General features: G+C 69.6%; 14 protein-coding genes and 1 pseudogene. 8 read left to right on the forward strand and 7 right to left on the reverse strand.

The features are described 5' to 3' along the window. Window positions 1-14: 14 nt before the first annotated feature. The gene (locus tag ACWDR3_RS24635) at window positions 15-1,541 is read right to left on the reverse strand and encodes a S8 family serine peptidase (protein ID WP_450354700.1); all 1,527 of its coding nucleotides are present in this window, start codon (window positions 1,539-1,541) and stop codon (window positions 15-17) included. A gap of 327 nt (window positions 1,542-1,868) precedes the next feature. Here ACWDR3_RS24635 and ACWDR3_RS24640 point away from each other — a divergent pair, with 327 nt between their 5' ends. The 3 genes from ACWDR3_RS24640 to moaA all read left to right on the forward strand — a co-directional run bounded on the left by ACWDR3_RS24640 (window position 1,869) and on the right by moaA (window position 5,026). Further along, the gene (locus ACWDR3_RS24640) at window positions 1,869-2,225 is read left to right on the forward strand and encodes a DUF485 domain-containing protein (protein WP_124002427.1); all 357 of its coding nucleotides are present in this window, start codon (window positions 1,869-1,871) and stop codon (window positions 2,223-2,225) included. Continuing rightward, window positions 2,222-3,865, forward strand: coding sequence for a solute symporter family protein (locus ACWDR3_RS24645; RefSeq protein ID WP_450354701.1), 1,644 nt, complete (start codon window positions 2,222-2,224; stop codon window positions 3,863-3,865). Before ACWDR3_RS24640 ends, ACWDR3_RS24645 begins: the two co-directional genes overlap by 4 nt. Before the next feature lie 171 nt (window positions 3,866-4,036). Next, window positions 4,037-5,026 (forward strand): GTP 3',8-cyclase MoaA, encoded by a 990-nt coding sequence (moaA, locus tag ACWDR3_RS24650; RefSeq protein ID WP_450354702.1) that lies wholly within the window; start codon window positions 4,037-4,039, stop codon window positions 5,024-5,026. A gap of 39 nt (window positions 5,027-5,065) precedes the next feature. Here the strand turns inward: moaA and ACWDR3_RS24655 are convergent, their stop codons facing one another. Both ACWDR3_RS24655 and ACWDR3_RS24660 read right to left on the reverse strand, forming a co-directional pair. Continuing rightward, on the reverse strand, window positions 5,066-5,281 hold the full coding sequence (locus tag ACWDR3_RS24655) for a hypothetical protein (RefSeq protein ID WP_450354703.1): 216 nt from the start codon (window positions 5,279-5,281) through the stop codon (window positions 5,066-5,068). Between the two features lie 247 nt (window positions 5,282-5,528). After that, window positions 5,529-5,927 (reverse strand): DUF3099 domain-containing protein, encoded by a 399-nt coding sequence (locus tag ACWDR3_RS24660; protein ID WP_401727891.1) that lies wholly within the window; start codon window positions 5,925-5,927, stop codon window positions 5,529-5,531. A gap of 244 nt (window positions 5,928-6,171) precedes the next feature. Between ACWDR3_RS24660 and ACWDR3_RS24665 the strand changes: the two genes are divergently transcribed. Continuing rightward, a complete protein-coding gene (locus tag ACWDR3_RS24665; RefSeq protein WP_124002431.1) occupies window positions 6,172-6,450 on the forward strand; it encodes a GlsB/YeaQ/YmgE family stress response membrane protein in 279 nt (92 codons plus the stop codon). Between the two features lie 100 nt (window positions 6,451-6,550). On the opposite strand, the gene tyrS is transcribed toward ACWDR3_RS24665, so the two are convergent. The 3 genes from tyrS to ACWDR3_RS24680 are packed head-to-tail and all read right to left on the reverse strand — an operon-like array spanning window position 6,551 to window position 10,790. Continuing rightward, window positions 6,551-7,819, reverse strand: a complete 1,269-nt coding sequence (gene tyrS / locus ACWDR3_RS24670; protein WP_450354704.1) for a tyrosine--tRNA ligase — start codon at window positions 7,817-7,819, stop codon at window positions 6,551-6,553. A 56-nt stretch (window positions 7,820-7,875) separates the two neighbouring features. Beyond that, on the reverse strand, window positions 7,876-9,270 hold the full coding sequence (locus tag ACWDR3_RS24675; protein WP_450354705.1) for a metallopeptidase TldD-related protein: 1,395 nt from the start codon (window positions 9,268-9,270) through the stop codon (window positions 7,876-7,878). Beyond that, window positions 9,267-10,790, reverse strand: coding sequence for a TldD/PmbA family protein (locus ACWDR3_RS24680; protein WP_450354706.1), 1,524 nt, complete (start codon window positions 10,788-10,790; stop codon window positions 9,267-9,269). Before ACWDR3_RS24680 ends, ACWDR3_RS24675 begins: the two co-directional genes overlap by 4 nt. Window positions 10,791-11,072: 282 nt before the next feature. Here ACWDR3_RS24680 and fabG point away from each other — a divergent pair, with 282 nt between their 5' ends. From fabG to ACWDR3_RS24695, 3 genes are all read left to right on the forward strand, one after another. Then, window positions 11,073-11,777 carry a 3-oxoacyl-[acyl-carrier-protein] reductase gene (gene fabG, locus ACWDR3_RS24685; RefSeq protein WP_450354707.1) on the forward strand — a complete coding sequence of 235 codons (705 nt, stop codon included), beginning with the start codon at window positions 11,073-11,075 and terminating at the stop codon, window positions 11,775-11,777. Window positions 11,778-11,782: 5 nt separating this feature from the next. Then, complete coding sequence (fabI, locus tag ACWDR3_RS24690) at window positions 11,783-12,550, forward strand: enoyl-ACP reductase FabI (protein WP_450354708.1); 768 nt, start codon at window positions 11,783-11,785, stop codon at window positions 12,548-12,550. 219 nt (window positions 12,551-12,769) lie between these two features. Beyond that, window positions 12,770-13,111 (forward strand): hypothetical protein, encoded by a 342-nt coding sequence (locus tag ACWDR3_RS24695; protein ID WP_450354709.1) that lies wholly within the window; start codon window positions 12,770-12,772, stop codon window positions 13,109-13,111. Here ACWDR3_RS24695 and ACWDR3_RS24700 read toward each other — a convergent pair. Further along, a complete protein-coding gene (locus tag ACWDR3_RS24700) occupies window positions 13,092-13,781 on the reverse strand; it encodes a FadR/GntR family transcriptional regulator (protein ID WP_450354710.1) in 690 nt (229 codons plus the stop codon). The genes ACWDR3_RS24695 and ACWDR3_RS24700 overlap by 20 nt on opposite strands. A gap of 117 nt (window positions 13,782-13,898) precedes the next feature. Between ACWDR3_RS24700 and ACWDR3_RS24705 the strand changes: the two are divergent. Then, window positions 13,899-14,265, forward strand: a pseudogene (locus ACWDR3_RS24705) (MFS transporter); the annotation flags it as partial.

Consider the following 14,265-nt stretch of genomic DNA (forward strand, 5'->3'; position numbering starts at 1 on the left):
GTGCTCGACCGTCACTACTTGACCGCGCGCAGCGCGTTGACGATGCCGGCGCCGAAGAACCCGTTGACGCGCTTGCCGCCGACGCAGGTGGCGTCCACGATGCCGTCGCCGTCGCCGTCGTAGGGCTCGGTCGGGCAGCCCGGGTTGTTCGCCTGCGCCTTGAGGAGCGCCTGCAGCTGGGCCGGGGAGGCGTGCGGGCGGGTCGACTTCAGGAGCGCGGCGACGGCGGCCACGTGCGGCGAGGCCATCGAGGTGCCCTGGAGGAAGCCGTACTGGTTGTTCGGCAGGGTGGAGAGGATGCGGCCGTTGGCCGACGGCGTGTCCGGGATCTGGTACTTGTCGCCGCCCGGCGCCGCGACGTCGACCACGCCCTTGCCGTAGCTGGAGTAGTACGACTTGGTGCCCTTGACGCCGGTCGCGCTGACCGTGACGACACCCGGCAGCTGGGTCGGCACGTCGAAGCACTCGTGCGGATCGACCGTACGGGTGACGGGGGTCGAGTCGTCGGGGCTGGAGTCGTCGACCAGGGCGTCCGAGTCGAGGTCGTCGTTGGAGTTGCCCGCCGAGGCGACATTGAGCGTGCCCTTGTGCTGTGCGTACAGCTGGGCCCTGTTGACCGAATCAACGATGGCACGTTGATCGGGGTCGTCCATGCAGTTGTACAGCCAGGGATCAACGTAGTAGCTGTTGTTCGTGACCTCGACGCCGTGGTCGGCGGCGAACACGAAGGCGCACACGACGCTCTCCGGGAAGAACAGCGAGTTCACGTCCGGCTGGGCCACGGTGATGCTCGCGACCTTCACGCCGGGCGCGACGCCCGCGACACCGATGCCGTTGCGGGCCGCGGCGATCTCGCCGGCCACGTGCGTGCCGTGGTAGTGGTCGGCGTCCACCGGACGCCAGGCGCCGTACGTGGTGTCCGGCTTGCCGCTGACACAGTTCGCGGACTGCGAGGCGGAGAAGTTCGGCGCGATGTCGGGGTGGGTGTCGTCCACGCCGGTGTCGATCACGGCGACCGTCACCTTCTTGCTGCCCGGGTCGATCTTCGCGGCCTTGTCGGCGCCGATCGCCTTGAGGTCCCACTGGTCGGCCTCGAGCGGCTCCTCCCCGGCCGCCGAGCCCTTCGCGACCTTCGCCGCCTGGGCCTTCGAGAGGTACTGCACCGCGCCCTCGTCGGTCGTGCCCGCCGCGGTCACCGGCGAGGTGCGCGAGGCACCGGCCGACTGCACTCCGCGCACCTTGCGTATCAGGGTGGCGAAGTCGGGGTCGGCGGAGTGGGCGACGATCACACCGATCTTGTCGTACGTCACGACGACGCTGCCGCCGGCCTCGGCGATCGCCTTCTCGACCGACTTGATGGTGTGACGGTCCGTCCTGGTGTTGACGAGATACGCGAAGTTGTCCGCACTGGCCGCCTGGGCCGTGGGCTCCGCGTAGGGGGCGGCCTGCGCAGCCGCCGGCAGGAAGCCGAGCGAGGCGGTCAGCGACAGCGCGACCGGCACGGCGAGGGCGAGCCGGCGTCTGGAACGCAGATGAGCCATGGGGTCTCCACATCATCCGGATACGAATCCGCCCGAGACACAGGTGGTGCTCGGGCAGGTACATGACGGGTGGTGCAGACCTGAAGCTATCTCCCGAAGTCGCTGGCCAGCAATGACCTGCCGGAGCCGACTTCGGAAAGACGGCAAGGGAGTTGAACCGGCCCTCGCGTGGCGCCGTGACCTTGGGCAGGAAGCCCGAGCACGATCGAGCCTCCCGACCACTCGATGAGGAACAGAGCCGTCATGTCCGCCGTACCCAACCCGTCCCCGCCCCCCGAGCAGCGCCCGTCAACCGTCGCAACAGCACCCGCAACGCGAGGAGACTCCGTGGCCACCGAGACACCGCCCCCCTCGAAGACCCCAGCCCAACTCCCCTCCACCGAGGAGTTCGTCGCGGTGCAGGAGAGTGCGGAGTTCGGCGAACTGCGCCGCTCCTACCGCGGCTTCGCCTTTCCGCTGACCGTCGCCTTCATCGCCTGGTACCTGCTGTTCGTCCTGCTGTCCAACTACGCGGGCGACTTCATGGGCACCAAGTTGTTCGGCAACATCAATGTCGCGCTCGTGCTGGGCCTGGCCCAGTTCCTGACCACGTTCCTCATCGCCTGGTGGTACGCGCGCACCGCCGCCGCCAAGTTCGACCCCAAGGCCGAGGCGATCAAGTCCCGGATGGAGGGCGGCGAATGAGCCCCGCGATCAACACCGCGATCAACCCCACGGTCACGCTCGCGGCAGGTGAGGCCAGCGAGCACCGGACGCTGATCATCATCCTGTTCTCGATCTTCGTCGCGGCGACCCTCGTCATCACCGTGTGGGCGGGCCGCCAGACCAAGGACGCCGCCGACTTCTACGCCGGCGGGCGGCAGTTCACCGGCTTCCAGAACGGCCTCGCGGTCTCCGGCGACTACATGTCCGCCGCGTCCTTCCTCGGCATCGCGGGCGCCATCGCCCTCTTCGGATACGACGGCTTCCTGTACTCCATCGGCTTCCTGGTCGCCTGGCTGGTCGCCCTGCTCCTGGTCGCCGAGCCGCTGCGCAACTCCGGCCGCTACACCATGGGTGACGTGCTCGCGTACCGCATGCGCCAGCGCCCGGTCCGCACCGCGGCCGGCACCTCCACGATCGTCGTGTCGATCTTCTACCTGCTGGCCCAGATGGCCGGCGCGGGCGTCCTGGTCTCCCTGCTGCTCGGCATCACCAGCGACGCGGGCAAGATCAGCATCGTCGCCCTGGTCGGCGTCCTGATGATCGTCTACGTCACCATCGGCGGCATGAAGGGCACCACCTGGGTCCAGATGGTCAAGGCCGTGCTGCTCATCGCGGGCGCCCTGCTGCTGACCTTCCTGGTGCTGCTGAAGTTCAACTTCAACATCTCCGACCTGCTCGGCACGGCGGCCAGCAACAGCGGCAAGGGCTCGGCCTTCCTGGAGCCCGGCCTCAAGTACGGCGCCACCGGCACCACCAAGCTGGACTTCATCTCCCTCGGCATCGCCCTGGTCCTCGGCACCGCCGGCCTGCCGCACATCCTGATCCGCTTCTACACCGTGCCCACCGCCAAGGCCGCCCGTAAGTCGGTCCTCTGGGCCATCGGCCTGATCGGCGCCTTCTACCTGATGACCCTCGCCCTCGGCTTCGGTGCCGCCGCACTCATCAAGCCCGACGAGATCATCGCCTCCAACAAGGCGGGCAACACGGCCGCACCGCTGCTGGCCCTGCATCTGGGCGGTGTCGACTCCAACTGGGGCGCCATCCTCCTGGCCACCATCTCGGCCGTCGCCTTCGCCACGATCCTCGCGGTCGTCGCGGGCCTGACCCTGGCGTCGTCCTCGTCCTTCGCGCACGACATCTACGCCAACGTCATCAAGAGGGGCACGGCCACCGAGAAGCAGGAGATGTCCGCGGCCCGCTACGCCACGGTCGGCATCGGGGCCGTCTCCATCCTCCTGGGCGCCCTCGCCCGCGACCTGAACGTCGCCGGACTGGTCGCCCTCGCCTTCGCGGTGGCCGCCTCCGCCAACCTGCCCACGATCCTCTACAGCCTCTTCTGGAAGCGGTTCACCACCTCCGGAGCGCTCTGGTCGATCTACGGCGGCTTGGTCACCGCGGTCGGCCTGGTGCTGTTCTCGCCGGTCGTCTCGGGCAAGCCCACGTCGATGTTCCCGGACGTCGACTTCCACTGGTTCCCGCTGGAGAACCCCGGCATCATCTCGATCCCGGTCGGTTTCCTGCTGGGCATCCTCGGCACCTACCTGTCCAAGGAGGAGCCGGACAAGGGCAAGTACGCGGAGCTGGAGGTCAGGTCCCTGACCGGCACCGGAGCCCACTGACAGCCCCTGCACAGACCCCCGTACCGCCCCCTGGAACGCGGCCGCGTCGTAGCTCTCTACGACGCGGCCGCGTCGTACCTCGTCGGATCGGGCCCTGTCGATGTCAGTGGGGTCGCGTAGGCTCGCAAGTGACGGAAAACGATTCATCGACATGTGAGGGAGGGGGCCCACGTGCTCATCGACACCTATGGCCGGGTGGCCACCGACCTGAGAGTCTCGCTGACCGACCGGTGCAATCTCCGGTGCACGTACTGCATGCCCGAGGAGGGCCTGCAGTGGCTCGGCAAACCCGATCTGCTCACGGACGACGAGATCGTCCGCCTGATCGACATCGCCGTCACCTCGCTGGGTATTACCGAGGTCCGCTTCACCGGCGGCGAGCCCCTGCTGCGCCCAGGGGTGGTCGGCATCGTGGAACGGGTCGCCGCGCTGTCCCCGCGGCCCCGGATGTCCATCACCACCAACGGCATCGGCCTCAAGCGCACGGCGGCGGCCCTGAAGACGGCCGGCCTGGACCGGGTCAACGTCTCCCTGGACACCCTGCGCCCCGACGTCTTCAAGACCCTCACCCGCCGGGACCGCCACAAGGACGTCATCGAGGGCCTGGAAGCCGCCTCGGCCGCCGGTCTGATTCCGGTCAAGGTCAACGCGGTCCTGATGCCGGGCCTGAACGAGGACGAGGCACCGGACCTGCTCTCCTGGGCCGTCGAGCACGACTACGAGCTGCGCTTCATCGAGCAGATGCCGCTGGACGCCCAGCACGGCTGGAAGCGCGAGGGCATGGTCACGGCCGGCGACATCCTGGCCTCGCTGCGCACCCGCTTCGACCTGACCCCCGAGCAGGCGGACGAGCGCGGCTCGGCGCCCGCCGAGCGCTGGCTGGTCGACGGCGGACCGCACCGCGTCGGCGTCATCGCCTCCGTCACCCGCCCGTTCTGCGCGGCCTGCGACCGCACCCGCCTCACCGCCGACGGTCAGATACGGAACTGTCTGTTCGCCCGCGAGGAGACCGATCTGCGCGCCGCCCTGCGCGCGGACGCCCCGGACGAGGAGATCGCCCGCATCTGGCGCCTGGCGATGTGGGGAAAGAAGGCCGGTTCCGGTCTGGACGACCCGACCTTCCTTCAGCCGGAGCGCCCGATGTCCGCGATCGGCGGCTGATCCCGGGTGACGACGACGGCGACGACGAGTCAGGGTCTCTCAGGACTCCTGGGCTTCCCACTCCGCCAGCGGCACGACGTCCTTCAGGAAGCTCCGCACTCCGAGGAACTGCGACAGATGCTCCCGGTGCTCCTCGCACGCCACCCACGTCTTGCGCCGGTCCGGCGTATGGACCTTGGGGTTGTTCCACACGAGCACCCACACGGCGTCGTTGCGGCAGCCCTTGGCGGAGCAGATGGGGGTCTCGTCACTCACAGGTTCGTCTCGCAAAGGGGCTGAACAAGGCGGCTCGGCGGGGCGCTGCGGCCGGCAAACAAGGCGACGCCGAGCAGCCACGGGGGGAGCTGCCCGGCGTCGGTCTGTCGCTCCGACGGGGGATGCGGAGCGCCTACGAAGTATGTCACGGGTAAGCCGCCGCCCGGCACTGGAACAACATGATTGATCTGAGCTTTTCTTGAGCTTGGCGCGGAGCGGAATTCCGCTTACGGCCCGCTCACCGAGGTCATGACCGGTCGTGCGGCTCGCTTCGTGCGCCCGGCGCGGACTCGGTCGTGACATCTTCCGGGACGGGTTCCGCGAAACCGTCATTCGTCCGCGGAGAGGCAATCATCGGACGCGTCGGCACGGTCACGAACGTCGTCGGCAGCGAGGTCGCGTTCTCCCGCCCGGCGTTCGCGATCACCACCGCGACATAGGGCAGTGCCACGCCGAGCACCAACGCCACGATCGCGACGTGCCGTTCGACGTTCCACAGCGTGGCCGCGAGGATCACCGCCACCGTACGGATGGACATCGAGATGACGTAACGCCGTTGCCGGCCCCGCACGTCCTCTTCGAGGCCGGTCCGAGCTCCGGTGATCCGGAACACCTGGCCGTTGCCACCGGCATGCTGCTTCCGCATCCCATTCCACCATCCGCCCGATTCGGACTCTCCCCGGCCCCGGTCCGGTACACCCCGCTCGGGAGGCGGCACCCGGACTCGTCCCACGTTACGCCCCGCCTGCGTCGGCTACGAGAGCGGGGCACCTCCGGCCTGGGTGAGCGGACTCAGCCGTAGCACGTACGGGTGTACCCGACGTGCGCCGTACGGCGCACGGGCCGACACTCGACGTAATGCTCACGTAGAGCCGTACTAGGAGGCAGCCATGGGCTGGTTGTGGGCGATCATCGTCGGATTCGTGCTGGGTCTGATCGCCAAGGCGATTCTCCCGGGCAAGCAGCACAGTCCGCTCTGGCTGACCACCATCTTCGGCATGCTGGGCGCGATCGCGGGCAACGCCATCGCCCGAGCGGCGGGCGTCGACGAGACGTCAGGCATCGACTGGAGCCGCCACGCCTTCCAGCTGGTAGCAGCGATCATCATCGTGGCGGTGGGAGACATGCTGTACATGGCAACGCTGGGCAAGCGCAAGCAGCGGGCCTGAGCAGCCGACGTAAGCAGCAGCGCCCGTAGGGGCGCGGGGAACTGCGCGACCAGCCGCAACGAACCCGCGGTCCGCAACGAACCCCACGCCCCTACGGCGCTTACGCTCCGGTCACCTCAACGGCGGCCAGGTTCTTCTTGCCCCGCCGCAGCACCAGCCACCGCCCGTGCAACAGCTCCTCCGTCGCCGGGACGGCATCCTCGGACGCGACCTTCACGTTGTTCACGTAGGCCCCGCCCTCCTTCACCGTCCGCCGCGCAGCGGACTTGCTGGCGACCAGACCGACCTCGGCGAGCAGGTCCACGACCGGCACGAGCTCGGCGACCTGGATGTGCGGCACCTCGGAGAGCGACGCGGCGAGCGTCTTCTCGTCCAGCTCCGCCAACTCGCCCTGGCCGAACAGCGCCTTGGACGCGGCGGTCACGGCGGCCGTCTGGTCCGCCCCGTGCACCATGGTCGTCAGCTCCTCGGCCAGCGCCCGCTGCGCGGCCCGCGCCTGCGGCCGCTCCTCGGTCTGCTTCTCCAACTCCTCGATCTCCTCACGGGACTTGAAGGAGAAGATGCGCAGGAACTTGGAGACGTCCCGGTCGTCCGCGTTCAGCCAGAACTGGTAGAAGGCGTACGGCGTGGTCATCTCGGCGTCGAGCCAGATCGTGCCGGACTCCGTCTTGCCGAACTTGGTGCCGTCGGCCTTGGTGATCAGCGGCGTACCCAGCGCGTGCACCGCGGCCTCGGGCTCGACCCGGTGGATCAGGTCCGTGCCCGAGGTGAGGTTGCCCCACTGGTCGCTGCCGCCGGTCTGCAGCGTGCAGCCGTACCGCCGGTACAGCTCCAGGAAGTCCATCCCTTGCAGGATCTGGTAGCTGAACTCGGTGTAGCTGATGCCCTCCTGGGACTCCAGGCGCCGGGAGACGGCCTCCTTCGCGATCATCTTGTTCACGCGGAAGTGCTTGCCGACGTCCCGCAGGAACTCGATGGCCGACAGGCCCTGGGTCCAGTCCAGGTTGTTGACCATGACCGCCGCGTGCGGTCCCTCGAAGTCCAGCAGCGGGGCGATCTGCGCGCGCAGCCGCTCGACCCACTGGGCGACGACCTCCGGCGCGTTCAGCGTGCGCTCCGCGTTCGGCTTCGGGTCGCCGATCAGGCCCGTGGCGCCCCCGACCAGGCCCAGCGGGCGGTTGCCCGCCAGCTGGATCCGGCGCATCGTCAGGATCTGCACCAGGTTGCCGAGGTGCAGGCTGGGCGCGGTCGGGTCGAAACCGCAATAGAACGTGACGGGACCGTCCGCGAACGCCTTGCGCAATGCGTCCTCGTCAGTGGAGAGGGCGATCAGCCCACGCCACTGCAGTTCGTCGACGATGTCCGTCACGGTTCTCGTATCTCCTTGGATGATCTTCGAGCGGTCGAGCGACCACGGCTACGAGGTTATACGCCCTGACTGACAGAGCTCATATTGAAGTCGGGCACCCGCAGCGCGGGCATCGCAGCCCTAGTGAACCAGTCGCTCCACTCCCTCGGCAGCGTCTTTTCCGTGCGCCCGGCCTCGGTGGCGCGGCCCAGCAGACCGACCGGCGACTCGTTGAAGCGGAAGTTGTTGACCTCGCCGCTCACCTCGCCGTTCTCCACCAGGTAGACCCCGTCCCGGGTCAGACCGGTGAGCAGCAGCGTCGCCGGGTCGACCTCGCGGATGTACCAGAGGCAGGTCAGCAGCAGCCCGCGCTCGGTGTTGGCGACCATCTCCTCCAGGGACGTGTCGTCGCCGCCGTCCAGGATGAGGTTGTCGATCGTGGGGGCCACCGCGAGGCCGGTCCTGGCCGCCGTGTTCCGGCTGGTCGTCAGCCGGGCCAGCTCGCCCTCGCGCACCCAGTCGGTGGCTGTGAGCGGCAGGCCGTTGTCGAAGACCGACTGGTCGCCGTCGGAGGAGTGCGCGATCACGAACGGCGCCGACTCCAGGCCCGGTTCGTTCGGGTCGCTGCGCAGGGTCAGCGGCAGCTCGGTGAGCCGGTCGCCCACGCGCGTGCCGCCGCCCGGCTTGGAGAACACCGTGCGCCCCTCGACCGCGTCCCGGCCCGACGCCGACCACATCTGGTAGATCAGCAGGTCCGCGACCGCGGTCGGCGGCAGCAGCGTCTCGTACCGCCCGGCGGGCAGCTCGATCCGCCGCTCGGCCCAGCCGAGGCGTACGGCGAGCTCGGCGTCCAGCGCGGCCGGGTCGACGTCCTTGAAGTCCCGGGTCGAGCGGCCGGCCCACGCCGAGCGCGTACGGTCGGGCGACTTGGCGTTGAGTTCCAGCGTCCCGTTGGGCTGGTCGTGCCGCAGGCGCAGTCCCGTCGACGTACCGAGGTAGCTCGACACCAGCTCGTGGTTGGCGAAGCCGTACAGCTCGCGACCGCCCGCACGCGCGCGTGCGAAGGCCTCGCCGAGGGCCGGCGCGAAGTCGGCGAACACGGCGGAGGTGGTCTCGGCGGGCGCGTCCGTGAAGTCGGGTGCCTGCGTCACGCCGGTGACCAGGGGCTGCGCGTCCTCGGCGGGCCCGCCGCCGCGCGCGGCGGCCTCGGCGGCCCGCACCAGGGGCTCCAGCTCGTCCAGGGTGACGGCCGAGCGGGAGACGACACCGGAGGCGGTGCCCTCCTTGCCGTCGACGGTCGCGACGACGGTGAGCGTGCGCCCGCGCGTGACGCCGTTCGTGGTGAGCGCGTTCCCGGCCCAGCGCAGGTTGGCGGTCGAGTGCTCGTCGGCGATCACCACGCACCCGTCGGCGGTCGACAGCTCCAGGGCCCGCTCGACGATCTCGTGCGGCTTGCTCGTACGCGCGCTCATCGACCGGCCTCCTGCGTGGTGTTGAGGATGTTGACGCCCTTGAAGAGCGCGGAGGGGCAGCCGTGCGACACGGCGGCGACCTGGCCCGGCTGGGCCTTGCCGCAGTTGAAGGCGCCCCCGAGGACGTACGTCTGCGGGCCGCCCACCGCGGCCATCGAGCCCCAGAAGTCGGTGGTCGTCGCCTGGTACGCGACGTCCCGCAGCTGCCCGGTGATCCGCCCGTTCTCGATCCGGAAGAACCGCTGGCCGGTGAACTGGAAGTTGTAGCGCTGCATGTCGATCGACCAGGACCGGTCCCCGACGACGTAGATCCCGCGGTCGACGGCGCCGATCAGGTCCTCGGTCGCCATCCCCGCCGGGTCCGGCTGGAGCGACACGTTGGCCATGCGCTGCACGGGCACATGCCCGGGGGAGTCGGCGTACGCGCAGCCGTTGGAGCGCTCGAAGCCGGTCAACTTGGCGATCCTGCGGTCCAGTTGGTAGCCGACGAGCGTGCCGTCCTTCACCAGGTCCCAGGACTGGCCGGCGACGCCCTCGTCGTCGTAGCCGATGGTCGCCAGGCCGTGCTCGGCGGTGCGGTCACCGGCGACGTTCATCAGCTCGGAGCCGTAGCGCAGCTTGCCCAGCTGGTCGAAGGTGGCGAAGGAGGTGCCGGCGTACGCGGCCTCGTAGCCCAGCGCGCGGTCCAGCTCGGTGGCGTGGCCGATCGACTCGTGGATGGTCAGCCACAGGTTGGAGGGGTCGACGACGAGGTCGTACAGGCCCGGCTCGACGCTCGGCGCGCGCATCTTCTCGGCGAGCAGCTCCGGGATCCGCTCCAGCTCGGAGTCCCAGTCCCAGCCGGTGCCCGTCAGGTACTCCCAGCCGCGTCCGACCGGCGGCGCGATCGTGCGCATCGAGTCGAACTCGCCGCTCGACTCGTCCACCGACACCGCGTTCAGCTGCGGGTGCAGGCGCACGCGCTGCTGCGTGGTCACGGTCCCCGCGGTGTCGGCGTAGAACTTGTTCTCGTGCACGGTGAGCAGCGAGGCGTCGACGTGATTGACCCCGTTCGCCGCCAGCAGCCGCGCGCTCCACTCGCCGAGCAGTGCCGACTTCTCCTCGTCGGGCACCGAGAAGGGATCGATCTCGTACGACGAGATCCAGGTCCGCTCGGCGTGCACGGGCTCGTCGGCCAGCTCCACGCGCTCGTCCGATCCGGCGGCCTTGATCACCTGGGCGGACAGCTTCGCCATCGCGATCGCCTGCGAGGCGACCTTGGCGGCCGCGTCCATGGTCAGGTCCACGCCCGACGCGAAGCCCCAGGTGCCGCCGTGCACGACCCGCACCGCGTACCCGAGATCGGTGGTGTCCGAGGATCCGGCGGGCTTGGCGTCCCGGTACCGCCAGGACGCGCTGCGCACCCGCTCGAACCGGAAGTCCGCGTGCTCCGCCCCCAGCGCACGCGCGCGTGCCAGCGCGGCGTCGGCGAGGGCACGTAGCGGCAGTGCTGTGAAGGCTTCGTCGATGGTATGAGGCACCGAGGTCTCTCCTTGTTTCTCGGTTGACCGGTTGCCCGGCTGGCGTGACGCGTGGTCGAAGCGGCGGCTGCTCCGATCATGTCGCGCGGTCGGGCCCGCGGACCACAGGTTTCGGTCCGGTGCGCGGAACTTTCTGTAGGGATCCGACAGTGAGTCCACGAAGCCACTGTCGGTGCCCGATTGTCCGCGCACCGGACGCGACCGATAGGTTTCAGAGGAAGCCGCCTGTCATCCAGGTGTTCGGGCGGGGGATACCAGGACCGCTATCGAAAGGGTGATCCGTTGAGCCGCTCGGTTCTCGTCACCGGAGGCAACCGGGGCATCGGCCTCGCCATCGCCCGCGCGTTCGCCGACGCCGGCGACAAGGTCGCCATCACCTACCGCTCGGGAGAGCCGCCGTCCGGCTTCCTCGCGGTGAAGTGCGACATCACCGACACCGAGCAGGTGGAGCAGGCCTACAAGGAGATCGAGGCCGAGCACGGCCCGGTCGAGGTCCTGATCGCCAATGCCGGCGTCACCAAGGACCAGCTCCTGATGCGCATGTCCGAGGACGACTTCACCTCGGTCATCGACACCAACCTCACCGGCACCTTCCGTGTGGTCAAGCGCGCCAACCGCGCGATGCTGCGCGCCAAGAAGGGCCGCGTCATCCTGATCTCGTCGGTCGTCGGCCTGATGGGCGGCCCTGGCCAGGCCAACTACGCCGCCTCCAAGGCGGCCCTGGTGGGCTTCGCGCGCTCCCTCGCGCGCGAGCTGGGCTCGCGCAACATCACCTTCAACGTCGTCTCGCCCGGCTTCGTCGACACCGACATGACCAAGGTGCTCACCGACGAGCAGCGCGCGGGCATCGTCAAGCAGGTGCCGCTGGGCCGGTACGCGCAGCCCGAGGAGGTCGCCGCGACGGTGCGGTTCCTCGCCTCGGACGACGCCTCGTACATCACTGGAGCCGTCATCCCTGTTGACGGCGGACTGGGAATGGGTCACTGAACACCATGAGCGGAATTCTCGAGGGCAAGCGCGTCCTGATCAGCGGTGTGCTGCTGGAGTCCTCCATCGCCTTCCACGCCGCCAAGCAGGCCCAGGAGCAGGGCGCGGAGATCATCCTGACCGCGTTCCCGCGGCCCACGCTGACCGAGCGCATCGCCAAGAAGCTGCCCAAGCCCACCAAGGTCATCGAGCTCGACGTCACCAACGACGAGCACCTCGCGCGTCTCGCCGACGTCGTCGGCGAGGAGCTGGGCGGCCTGGACGGCGTCGTGCACTCCATCGGGTTCGCGCCGCCGGACGCGCTGGGCGGCAACTTCCTCAACACGCCCTTCGAGTCGGTCGCGACGGCCATGCACGTCTCGGCGTTCTCCCTGAAGTCGCTGACCATGGCCTGCCTGCCGCTGATGCAGAACGGCGGCTCGGTCGTCGGCCTCACCTTCGACGCGTCCTTCGCCTGGCCGCAGTACGACTGGATGGGCCCGGCCAAGGCCGCATTGGAGGCCACCAGCCGCTACCTCGCGCGTGACCTGGGCAAGCAGAACATCCGCTGCAACCTCGTCTCCGCGGGCCCGCTCGGCTCGATGGCCGCCAAGTCCATCCCGGGCTTCGACGAGCTGGCCGCCGTGTGGGACAACCGCTCCCCGCTGGAGTGGGACCTCAAGGACCCGGAGCCGGCCGGCAAGGGCATCGTCGCGCTGCTGAGCGACTGGTTCCCGAAGACCACCGGCGAGATCGTCCACGTCGACGGCGGCCTGCACGCCATCGGCGCCTGACGCTGCCGCCGAGGCTCCGCCTCTTCACGCTGAGCCTCGGCCTCCTCGGAGGCTGAGGCTCAGCCTTTTTAAAGAGGGCCCGCATCCCCTGGACGCGGGCCCTCCGCGCGTCACCCGTTCGGCCCCGTTGGCCGGGCGGGGAGAGGCCACAACTGCGCACCCTGGATCACGGGTTCACCACGCCATTCCCTCCCGAGCTCGGCCGAGGAGGTCTGCCTTGTGCGTCTGTCCCGAAGCCTGGCCTCAGCGACCGTCGCCGTCGCGCTCGTCCTGTCCCTGCCGTACGAGGCGGTGCCCCACGCGCGCGTGCACAAGCCCGCCCCGGCGCAGCCGTTCGGCGCCGAGTGCCGCACCAAGGTGACCGGCTCCCATGTGACCGCGTACTGCCACAACCCCTATCCGGGGACCGACCGGGTCCGCCTGCACGTCGAGTGCGACCGGTGGTGGGACCTCGACACCGACGGCGCGCCCGTCGACACCGGCCCGGCGATGACCGTACGGCTCACCGGGCGGTGCTGGAAGGACGTCGGGTCGGCCTGGGTCAGCCACCAGAAGAGGTGAAGCGCCCCGGGCGGCACAGGAACGGATAGCTCGCCGCCTCCGTGCCGGCCGCCTCGGCGTCCCCCGCGCGGATCGCGTCGACCAGGCGCGCGTGATCCATGTACGTCTCCGGTGACAGCTCCTGGCCGACGTCCTCGCGCAGCCAGTCCCGCAGCACCTCGCCGAGGTCCGCGTACATCGCCGTCATCACGTCGTTGTGGGACGCGGCCACCACGGCCAGGTGGAAGGTCGCGTCGGCGGTCACGAAGGCCTCGGTGTCACCGGACTCCCAGACCTCCTCGCGCCGCACCAGCAGCGCGTCGAGCTGCTTGAGGTCCTTCTCGGTGCGCCGCTCGGCGGCCAGCTTCGCGGCGGACGACTCCAGGGCGGCGCGCAGCTCGGCGATGTGCTGCGGATCGGCGCCCGCGAAACGCCGCTGCATCACGCCGGCCAGCTCGCTGGTCGCCACCACGTAGGTGCCGGAGCCCTGCCGGATGTCCAGCAGGCCGTTGTGCGCGAGCGCGCGGACGGCCTCGCGGACGGTGTTCCTGGCCACGCCGAGCTGCTCGACCAGCTCCGGTTCGGTCGGGATGCGCGAGCCGACCGCCCACTCGCCCGAAGTGATCTGGTTCCGCAGCGCGGCGATGACCTGCTCGGACAGCGCCGAACGACGGGGATGGCTCAGGGGCATGGCACACCTTCGCACGGGACGGGCGGGGAGGACGAGCAGGACGGGCGGGCCGAGCAGGACCGACCGACGCGTCCCGGGGATGGACAACCAATCATCCCATGATTCTATGATGGCGGCATGGCAAGCGAGGAGACCCGGACACTGAAGTCCACGACGAACACCAGCGACCCGACCGCGAGCGCCTCCCCGGAGCCGCCCGCTGGAGCCGCCACGCGCGCGTGGACGATGCGACTGGTCGTCGTCGGCATCGTGCTGTCGGCCCTGAACCTCCGCCCCGCCATCACCAGCCTCGGCGCCCTCCTCGAAGACGTCCGCGACGGCCTCGGCATGAGCGGCAGCGTCGCCGGCCTGCTCACCTCCGTACCCCCGCTGTGCTTCGCCGTCTTCGGCGTCATGGCCCCGCGCCTGGCCCGCCGCTTCGGCCCGAGCGCCGTCGTCTGCGCGGGCATGGTCGCCATCACCGCCGGCCTGCTCATACGGCCCT

Source organism: Streptomyces sp. NPDC001002, assembly GCF_053599215.1.